This is a genomic window from Micromonospora sp. AMSO1212t (genome assembly GCF_008868145.1).
Taxonomy (GTDB): Bacteria; Actinomycetota; Actinomycetes; order Mycobacteriales; family Micromonosporaceae; genus Micromonospora; species Micromonospora tulbaghiae.
This window is the reverse complement of record NZ_WBKS01000170.1, coordinates 1-9,813: the sequence shown is the minus strand read 5'-3', so window position 1 is coordinate 9,813 and position 9,813 is coordinate 1. Positions and strand designations below refer to the sequence as shown.

Genomic DNA, 9,813 nt, shown 5'->3' with positions numbered 1-9,813 from the left:
TGGCTGGACATGCTGTGCTGTCCTTCCTGACGCGCGCAGCCAGGACCGGGCGCGCGTCGCGCCGGATGCCGAGCAGGGGATGCTGCGCCGGCCTGCCGGGGAGGTCGGCGGGCCGCGACCTCCGGTCAGGACCGGGGGTCACCTCGCCGAGGCGGGCGGTGCGGGGCGGTCACCTCGGCGAAACAGCGTTGTGCTGGGCACGACATTAAAACCTTTCGATCAGTCTGTCCATAGCTTCTGATCGATCGGCTTTGACTTTCGGCGCTCAGCGACAAAAGTGGGTGTCACTCGTGGCGGTCGACCGCCCGCTCCGCGAGCGCCGCCAGCACCCGTCGCGCCGGCTCCGCAAGCGGCAGCGCATCCAACGCGACCAGTGCGGCGTCGGCCCGGGTGCGGATCATCCGCTCCACCGCCTCCCGGGCGCCGGACTTCTCGACGATGCCCCGCACCTCGGCCGCGCCCGCCTGGTCGAGGCCGGGATCGCCGACCAGCTCCCCCAGCCGGGCCGCGCCGGCCGGGGAGGCGGACGCCCGCGCCAGCGCCAGCAACACGGTCGGCTTGCCCTCCCGCAGGTCGTCCAGGTTGGACTTGCCGGTCACCGACGGGTCGCCGAAGACGCCGAGCAGGTCGTCGCGGAGCTGGAACGCGTCCCCGAGCGGGTCGCCGAACCCGGCCAGCGCCGCCACCTCCTCCGGAGCCGCACCGGCGAGCGCGGCGCCGATCTGCACCGGACGGGTCACCGTGTAGCGGGCCGTCTTCAGCCGTACCACGGTGAGCGCGTTCGCCACCGAGCCGTCCCCGGCCGCCCCGACCACGTCCAGGTACTCCCCCGCAATCACCTCCGAGCGCATCCGGGCCAGCAGCCCGTGCCCCCGGCGCAGCCACTCCGGCGGCAGTCCGCACCCGTGGAACATCTCGGCCGACCAGGCGGCGCACAGGTCGCCGCAGAGCAGTGCCGCCTGCCGCCCGTACGCCGCCGGGTCGCCCTGCCAGCCGCAGCGGGCGTGCAGGTCGGCGAAGAGCCGGTGCAGCGTCGGCGCGCCCCGGCGGCGGTCGCTGCGGTCCACGATGTCGTCGTGGATCAGCGCGAACGCGTGGAACAGCTCCAGCGACGCCGCGGCGACCACGATCGGCGAGGCGTCCGCGCCGCCGAACCCCCGCCAGCCCCAGTAGCAGAACAGCGGGCGCATCCGCTTGCCGCCGGCCAGCACGAACCAGCGCAGAGCGGTGTGGACGGCCCCCGTACCGTCGTCCGGCCGGCCCGGCTCTCTCGCGTCCAGGAACGCGGCGAGCGCGGCGTCGAAGCGGCCCCGCAGCAGGGCCGGGTCGGTCGGTGCGACGGTTACGGTCATGGTGCCTCCCAGGCCGGTCCGGCGAGTTCGAGCAGCAACGCCTGCACGTCAGCGGCCTCCACCCGGGGCCGGATCGCGGCCCGGTCGAGGCAGAGCAGCACCGGGCCGAACGCGGTCAGCTCGTCGCGGGCGAACGGCGGGCCGGCAGCCGTGCCGGGAGCCGTCTCCGCGTCGTCGCGCGGCCGCCGCGTCTGCGGCAGCACCCCAGAGGTGTACGTCTCGACGTCGAGCTGGTCGCAGCGGGCGACCGGACGGGCGGACAACGCGGCGAACGCCTCGCGCGGCACCGGGCCGGCCGGATCGGGTGCCTCGACGGCCGCGGGCACCGGGACCTCGACCGCGGGCAGGCCGGCGGCGCGCAGCCCGGTCAGGACCTCCGCCGGCTGCTCCCAGGCACACACCAGGTGCGCGAGATCCGGGAAGATCCCGAGCCGGCCGGTATCCATGTCTGAGAATACCTCGCGTGCTTGTCCCGTCGACTCCACCGGACAGCCCGGTTCGGGCTCGAAGCCGGCCCGGCGACGGCGGGCGCGGCGGCCACCGGTGTGGCCGGCCGGAGCCCGAGCAAGAAAGCCGGTCCGCCGGTGCGGCCGGGGAATCCCGGTCCGGCCGCACCGGAGGGCCGTGCTGGTCGTGCCGGCGGATACCGGCGGCACGCTCCCGGAGCCGGCCTCGTCCCCGCCGCGGGGCGCAACCGCGGCGGGCCCTCGCCGGCCGGCGCCGGTGAGTGTCGGCGGACCCCGCGGGGTCCGCCTCGGGTCAGGCGGAGGCTTCGGCCAGTGCGGGCTCCACCTCCGTCCAGGCGGCCCGCTCGGCCGAGCGGGTCACCGCGTCGAGCACGAGCTGGACCTGAAGCGCGTCGGCGAACGACGGGGCCGGGTCGGCGCCGGTGGCGACCGCCTCGACGAAGTCGCGCGCCTGGTGGGTGAAGGAGTGCTCGTAGCCGATGATGTGACCGGGCGGCCACCACGCACCCAGGTACGGGTGGTCCGGCTCGGTCACCAGGATCCGGCTGAAGCCCTGCTCGGCAGCGGGCCGGGTGGCGTCCAGGAACTCCAGCTCGTTGAGGCGTTCCAGGTCGAACACCACGCTGCCGCGCGAGCCGTTGATTTCGACCCGCAGGGCGTTCTTGCGGCCGGTGGCGAACCGGGTCGCCTCGTACGTGGCCAGCGCTCCCCCGTCGAGCCGGGCCACGAACACCGCCGCGTCGTCCACAGTCACCTGGCCCGTCGCGCTGCCGTTTCCGTCCGCCCGCGCGGCCAGGCCGCTCGACCCGGCGACGAGTGGCCGCTGCCGCACGAACGTCTCGGTGAGCGCGCTGACGCCGCTGACGAGCTGACCCGTGACGTACTGGGTCAGGTCGATGATGTGCGCGCCGATGTCACCGAGCGCGCCGGAACCCGCCCTGTCCTTCTGCAACCGCCACACCAGCGGGAACTGCGGGTCGACGATCCAGTCCTGGAGGTAGGTCGCCCGGACGTGCCGGATCTCGCCGATCCGCCCGTCGGCCACCAGTTGCCGCATCAGGGCGACAGCGGGCACCCGCCGGTAGTTGAAGCCGCACATCGCGCGTACCCCGGACTCCCGTGCCCGGGCCGCGGCCTCGGTCATCTCCCGGGCCTCGGCGACGCTGTTCGCCAGCGGCTTCTCGCACAGCACGTGCTTGCCCGCGGCGAGCGCGGCGAGTGCGATCTCGCCGTGGCTGTCCCCCGGTGTGCAGATGTCGACCACGTCGATCTCGTCGGACTCGACGAGCCGCCGCCAGTCGGTGGTGTAGCCGTCCCAGCCGAGCCGGTCGGCGGCCTCGGCCACCTTCGGTTCGTCCCGGCCGCAGACGAGCGCCATCCGTACCCGCGCCGGCAGGTCGAACACCCGGTTCACTGTGCGCCACGCCTGGGAGTGCGCGGCGCCCATGAACGCGTAGCCGACCATGCCGACCCGCAGGATGCTGTCGTGACTGGACAAGGTGGGTCTCCCCCCGTGTGTCAGAACCCGAGCTTCAGGTAGTCGCTCGCGTTCTCCTTGGTGATCGTCTCGGAGGCGAGCACGATCTCCTTCGGTACCTGGAGTTCGACCAGGTCGGACATGCCCTTGCCCTGGCCGATCAGGCGGGCCAGGGAGATGGCCGACGAGGCCATCGACGGGCTGTAGGTGACTGTGGCCTTGAGGACCGTGTTGTCGGCGGCGATGTCCTCCATGGCCTTCTTGGAGCCGGCGCCGCCGACCATGAGGAATTCCTTGCGGTTGGCCTGGTTGACCGCCGCGAGCACGCCGATGCCCTGGTCGTCGTCGTGGTTCCAGACCGCGTCGATCTTCGGCAACGCCTGGAACAGGCCGGTGGCGGCCTGCTGGCCGGAGTCCACAGTGAACTCCGCCGGACGCCGGTTGGCGACCTTGAACCCGTACGAGGCGAGCGTGTCGGCGAACCCCTTGGACCGTTCCTGGGTCAGCTCCAGCGACTCGATGCCGGGGATCTCGCCGATCACCGGGTTGCTCACGCCCTTGGCCTTGAGCTGCTCGGCGATGTAGGTGGCGGCGGCCACCCCCATGCCGTAGTTGTCGCCCTTGATCTGCAGCCGGTAGGCGCGCGCGTCCGGGAAGGCCCGGTCCAGGTTGACCACCGGGATGCCGGCCTTCATCGCCTCCAGGCCGAACGCGTTGAGTTCCTTGCCGTCGTGCGGCAGCAGCACGATCACGTCGGGCTTCTGCGAGATCAGCGTGGACAGCGCCGCCCGCTGGGCCGCCGCGTCCGCGCCGGCCTCGACCGACTTCAGCTCCACGTCCTGGTACGCCCCGGCCTGCGCCTTGGCGTTGTTGGTGATGGCGGCGATCCAGCCGTGGTCGGCGGCCGGGGCGGAGAAACCGATGCTCACCTTCTTGCCCGGCTCGGTGTTGGCGCCGGAACCGGCCGCCTTGGTCTGCGCCTCGGTCGGGCTCTGCTCGTTGCTGGTGCAGCCGGCGAGCAGTACCCCGGCGGAGACGGCGGCCCCGCCGAAGAGCAGCCGGCGGCGGGACAGGTCATGGCGCGGTGTTCTCATGACGCCTCCTGGGATGAGGTGGTGGGGTGGTTTCGGGTGTGGCGGGCCGGACCACAGTCGGTACGACGGTGGCCTGGGTGTGTGCGAATGGGGTCAGGTGGTGGTGGCCCGGTTGCGGGCGAGGAACTGGGTCAGGCTGCCGAACTGCACCTGCTGGACCAGGACGGCGGCGACGATGATGCCGCCCTTGACCATGTTCTGGGCCTCGGCGGAGAGGTTGTTGATGGCGAACAGGTTGGTGATGGTGGAGAAGATGATCACCCCGAGCAGGGAACCGATGATCGTGCCCCGCCCGCCGCTGAGCAGCGTGCCGCCGATGATCGCGGCGGCGATCGCGTCCAGCTCGTAGAGGTTGGCCATCGCCGCCTGCGCGGAGGTGGCCTGCGCGGTCAGCATTACCGCGGCGATGCCGCAGCACAGGCCGGAGAGCGCGTAGAGCAGCACCGTGTGCCGGCGTACGTTGATGCCGGCGAGCCGGGCCGCCTCCGGGTTGCCGCCGACCGCCACCGTACGGCGGCCGAACGTGGTCCGGTTCAACAGCACCCAGCCGGCCGCCACCACCGCCACCAGGATGTAGACCAGCAGCGGGATGCCGAGCACGTTCGTGCTGGCGATGCCGTTGATGAACGTGTTGCCCGACACCTGGGTCTGCTTGTCGGAGATCTCCGCCGCCAGCCCTCGGGCGGCCACGAGCATGGCGAGCGTGGCGATGAACGGCACCAGCCGGCCGTACGAGACGAGCAGCCCGTTCACCACGCCGACGGCGAGCCCGACGGTGAGCGCGGTGAAGATCATGCCGCCCGCGCCGTAGCTCTGCGTGGCGACAGTGGTGCACCAGACCCCGGCCAGCGCCACGATCGCGCCGACCGACAGGTCGATGCCACCGCCGATGATCACGAACGTCATGCCGACGGTGACCACGCCGACCACCGAGGCCAGCTTGAGGATGGTGAGCGTGTTGCCCCACACCCAGTTCGGGTCGCCGTAGAGGTCGGGGCGGGTCAGGATGCCGATGACCACGAGCACGACCAGCGTGGCGAGCAGGCCGAGGTTGCGCTTCGCGCCCTCCCCGCCGTCGCCGCGCCACCAGGAGAGCTTTGCCGGCGCGTCGACCTTGGCGGTCTCCGCCCGCTCCACCGGCGGCGACTGCGCGGGCAGCGAGGACTCTCTGACATCGCTCATGCCGGTGCCCCGCTTCGCGCGGCGCCGGCACGAGACTCTCCGGCGCTGTGTCGATGATTCGCTCGCTGTCGCTCGCTCATGCCGGTGCGCCTTCCATGAGAGACCCCGCCATGACGAGGTCGAGCACGGTGTTCTCGTCCAGTTCGCCGGCCGGGGCCTCACGGACCACCCGGCCCTCTCGCATCACCAGCACCCGGTCGGCCAGGCCCAGCACCTCGGGCACCTCACTGGAGACCAGCAGCACCCCGACGCCACGGGCGGCCAGATCGCGGATCACCTGGTAAAGCTCGGCGCGGGCGCCCACGTCCACGCCCCGGGTCGGCTCGTCGAGCAGCAGCAGCCGGGTGTCCCCGAGCAGCCACCGCCCGACCACGACCTTCTGCTGGTTGCCGCCGGACAGCGTGCGCACCGGCCGCCGTACGTCCCGGGGCCGCAGCTCCAGCGACGCGGCGATCCGGTCCGCCTCGGCGCGTTCCCGTCCGGCGTCGGTGAAGCCGAGGCGGGCGTACCGGCTGAACGTGGCGAGCGTGACGTTGCGGTAGATCGGCTCGCCGAGCAGCAGCGCCTGACTCTTGCGCTCCTCCGGCGCCATGCCCATCCCGGCGCGCACCGCCGCGCCCACACTGCCGGGACGCAGCGCGCGGCCGTCCACCCGGACCGTCCCGGCGTACGCCCGGCGCGCGCCGAAGATGGTCTCCAGCAGCTCCGACCGGCCCGAGCCGACCAGTCCGGCGATGCCGACGATCTCCCCGGCCCGGACCCGGAGCGAGACGTCGGCGAACTCGCCGTGCCGGGTCAGCCCGTCCACCCGCAGCAGTTCCGCGCCGCCCCCGTCGCCGGGCGGACGCTGCGGGAAGACGTACTCGATGGTCCGCCCGGTCATCCGGGCGACCAGGTCGCGGGTGGGCGTCTCGCGGGCCGGCAGGCTCGCCGCCGTGGTCCGGCCGTCCTTGAGTACGGTGACCCGGTCGCCGATCTCGCGGATCTCCTCCAGCCGGTGCGAGATGTAGATGACCGCGATGCCCTGCGCGGTGAGTTCCCGGATGATCCGGAAAAGGTTCGCCACCTCGTCGTGGGCCAGCACCGCGCTCGGCTCGTCCATGATGATCAGCCGGGCCTCGTGGGACAGCGCCCGGGCCATGCTGACGACCTGCTTGCCGGCGGCCGGGAGGTGCCGCACCAGCCGTCCCGTCGGGATCTCCGCGTGGCCGAGCCGGGCCAGGATCTGCCGCGTACGCCGGGCCATGTGCCCCCGCCGGACGAAGCCGAGCCGGCGCGGCTCGTGGCCGAGGAACGCGTTCTCCGCCACCGACAGGTCGTCGACCAGGTCGAGTTCCTGGTAGATGGTGGCGATGCCGGCGCGCATGGCGGCCTGCGGGTTGGCGAACGCCGCCGCCTCGCCGCGCCAGACCACCTCGCCGGAGTCCGGCCGGTGCGCCCCGGCCAGCACCTTGATCAGGGTGGACTTCCCGGCGCCGTTCTGCCCCAGCAGGCAGTGCACCTCACCGGCCCGCACCTCCAGTTGCACGCCGTCGAGCGCGCGTACCCCCGGGAACGTCTTGACCACGTCGGTGAGGCGCAGCACCACCTCGCCAGCGACGGCGTCGGCGGGCGCCTCGACCAGTGGTTCGCCGGTGTCGCTCATGCTGCTTCTCCGAACGCGAGGTCGCTGGCGAGCACGGCGGCGCCGGCGACGCCGGCGCGCGGGCCCAGCTCGGACAGGACGACAGGCAGGTTGCCGGTGGCCAGCGGCAGCGAGCGGCGGTAGACCACGCTGCGGATCTCGGCGAGCAGGATGTGGCCGAGCTGGGCCAGCCCGCCGCCGATGACGATCATCGACGGGTTGGTGAAGCTGACCAGCCCGGCCAGTACGCTGCCGACCCGCCGGCCGCCGTCGCGGATGAGCTGAATGCAGGTGACGTCCCCCTCGATCGCCCCCTGCGCCACGTCCAACGCGGTCACCGCGCCCCGGGCGGCGAGCCGCTCGGCCAGCGCCGGGGACACCTCGGTGCGGGCCGCGACTGTCGCCTCCCGGGCCAGCGCGGCGCCGCTGAACACGGCCTCCAGGCAGCCGAGGTTGCCGCAGCTGCACATCGGACCGTTCGGATCGACCTGGATGTGGCCGATGTCCCCGGCGCATCCGTCGGTGCCCCGGTAGACCTCGCCGTGCAGGTAGATGCCGCAGCCGATACCGGTGCCGATCTTGATGAACAGGAAGTCGTCGACGGAGTGGGCCACGCCGCCGTGCCGCTCCCCGATCGCCATGATGTTGACGTCGTTGTCCACCACGGCCGGGCAGCCGTGCTCGCGGGTGAGCAGTTCGCGGACCGGGAACCGGTCCCACCCCGGCATGATCGGCGGGGAGACCGGCACGCCGTCGCGGAAGCTGACCGGCCCCGGCACGCCGATGCCCACCGCGTCGAGCCGCTCGTACGCGCCGTCCACCTTGGCCTTGTGCAGCAGCTCGTTCACCCGCTGGAGCGTCACCTTCGGACCGGAGCGGATGTCGGCGGCCTCGGTGTAGGCGGCCACCGTCTCCAGCCGGCCGTTGACCACCTCCACGTCGATCGAGCTGGCGCCCAGATCGACGGCGGCGAACCGCAGGTGCGGGCTCAGCTCGACGAGGGTGGAACGCCGCCCGCCGCGGGAGGCGGCAAGCCCGGCCTCGGCGACGTATCCGAGGGAGACGAGGCGTTCCAGCTCGGCGAGCAGGCGCGGACGGGGCATCTGGAGCCGGTCGCCGAGTTCCGCGCGGGACACCGCGCCCTCGTCCCGGAGCAGCCGCAGGAGCCGTACGTGCAGGGGGTCGACCGTCCGCACCGGCAGTCACCTCCGCCATCGGAGTCCGTCACATCGACCACGGCGATGTGTTGTGTCCGACACAGTAGGAGCCTTCCGGGCCGCATGTCCATAGCTTCGGCACGTCCGTTGCAAACTTTTGTCCATACGAACAAAAGCGGGTTCCGGATCATGAAAACGCGCCGCCCCGCCCGGGGTTCTTCCGGGCGGGGCGGCGCGTTCTCGGGTCAGACGCCTTCTCGGGGTCAGACGCGTTCTCTGGTCACCGGGAGGGCGTGCGGCCCTTCTTGCGCAGCTTCCGGTCGTCGCGCAGCTCGACGTAGGGCTCCTCGTCGGCCGGGTGCCCGGCGGCGATGGCCCGGCTGCGCTCCAGTTCGGCGTCGAACTCCGCGCCCAGCAGGATGGCGACGTTGCTCAGCCACAGCCACACCAGGAAGATGATCACGCCGGCCACCGCGCCGTACGTCTTGTTGTACGAGCCGAAGTTGCTGACGTAGAGCGCGAACAGGCCGGACACCACCAGCCAGAGCACCACCGCGAGCACGCCACCGGGGCTGACCCAGCGGAAGCCGCCGTGCCGGGCGTTCGGCGAGGCCCAGTAGAGGATCGCGAACATCAGGCTCACCAGCACCAGCAGCACCGGCCACTTGGCGATGTTCCACACCGTCACGGCGGTCTCGCCGAGCCCGATCGCGTTCCCCGCCTGCTCGGCCAGCCCACCGGTGAACACCACGATCACGGCGCTGATCAGCAGCATCACGCCGATCACCGCGGTCACGCCGAGGCGTACCGGCAGCGTCTTCCAGATCGGCCGCCCCTCCGGCACGTCGTAGATGCTGTTGGAGGCGCGCATGAACGCGGCGATGTAGCCGGAGGCCGACCAGAACGCCGCCACCAGACCGATGATCGCCGCGATGCTGGCCAGCCCGCCGGACTGGCCGGCCTGGTCGATCGCGCTCTCGATGATCTTGCGAATGTTCTCTTCCGGCACCGCCTGCCCGACGGTGTCCCGCACTCCTTCGGTGGCCCGGTCGCCGAGCAGGCCGAGCAGCGAGATCAGCACCAGTACGCCCGGGAAGATGGAGAGCACGCCGTAGTAGGTGAGCGCGGCGGCCCAGTCGGTCAGGCTGTCGTCCTGGAACTCCCGGACGGTCCGCTTGAGGGTCGCCATCCAGCCCGTGGCCGAAAGGTCGGCCGGGCTGTCCGGCCCGTCGTCCGGCCCCACCGGGCCGGCGCGCTTCCGCCCGCCGGGCCGGTCCTGCCCAGCGGTGACGTCGTCGCGCGCAGCGGGGGCGTCGTCGCGGGTGTCGTCGTGGACGTCGTGGGCGTCGTCGCGGGCGGCCATGGCACCTCCTCGTCGTCATGTCGTCCCGCACGACATGCCCTGACGAGGGCAGCGATAACCACCGCATCCGCGAACCGACCACTCGGCGGCCGGTCCC

The 9,813-nt window shown here is 72.3% G+C and carries 8 protein-coding genes; all 8 read right to left on the bottom strand.

From position 1 onward, the window contains the following. Positions 1 to 284 precede the first annotated feature (284 nt). The 8 genes from F8279_RS27470 to F8279_RS27435 all read right to left on the bottom strand — a co-directional run bounded on the left by F8279_RS27470 (position 285) and on the right by F8279_RS27435 (position 9,716). Positions 285 to 1,352: a polyprenyl synthetase family protein gene (locus tag F8279_RS27470; RefSeq protein WP_151501479.1), complete on the bottom strand. Its 1,068-nt coding sequence runs from the start codon at positions 1,350 to 1,352 to the stop codon at positions 285 to 287. Continuing rightward, positions 1,349 to 1,798, bottom strand: coding sequence for a hypothetical protein (locus F8279_RS27465; protein ID WP_091421569.1), 450 nt, complete (start codon positions 1,796 to 1,798; stop codon positions 1,349 to 1,351). Before F8279_RS27465 ends, F8279_RS27470 begins: the two co-directional genes overlap by 4 nt. A 313-nt stretch (positions 1,799 to 2,111) precedes the next feature. After that, on the bottom strand, positions 2,112 to 3,317 hold the full coding sequence (locus F8279_RS27460; protein ID WP_091421572.1) for a Gfo/Idh/MocA family protein: 1,206 nt from the start codon (positions 3,315 to 3,317) through the stop codon (positions 2,112 to 2,114). A gap of 20 nt (positions 3,318 to 3,337) precedes the next feature. Beyond that, a complete protein-coding gene (locus tag F8279_RS27455) occupies positions 3,338 to 4,390 on the bottom strand; it encodes a substrate-binding domain-containing protein (RefSeq protein WP_091421575.1) in 1,053 nt (350 codons plus the stop codon). Positions 4,391 to 4,483: 93 nt separating this feature from the next. Beyond that, entirely contained in the window at positions 4,484 to 5,572 is a 1,089-nt protein-coding gene (locus F8279_RS27450) for an ABC transporter permease (protein ID WP_091421579.1), read from the bottom strand. Between the two features lie 76 nt (positions 5,573 to 5,648). Further along, positions 5,649 to 7,217, bottom strand: a complete 1,569-nt coding sequence (locus F8279_RS27445) for a sugar ABC transporter ATP-binding protein (RefSeq protein WP_151501478.1) — start codon at positions 7,215 to 7,217, stop codon at positions 5,649 to 5,651. Next, entirely contained in the window at positions 7,214 to 8,392 is a 1,179-nt protein-coding gene (locus tag F8279_RS27440) for an ROK family protein (protein ID WP_091421585.1), read from the bottom strand. Before F8279_RS27440 ends, F8279_RS27445 begins: the two co-directional genes overlap by 4 nt. 241 nt (positions 8,393 to 8,633) lie before the next feature. Then, on the bottom strand, positions 8,634 to 9,716 hold the full coding sequence (locus F8279_RS27435; protein ID WP_091421588.1) for a YihY/virulence factor BrkB family protein: 1,083 nt from the start codon (positions 9,714 to 9,716) through the stop codon (positions 8,634 to 8,636). Positions 9,717 to 9,813 lie beyond the last annotated feature (97 nt).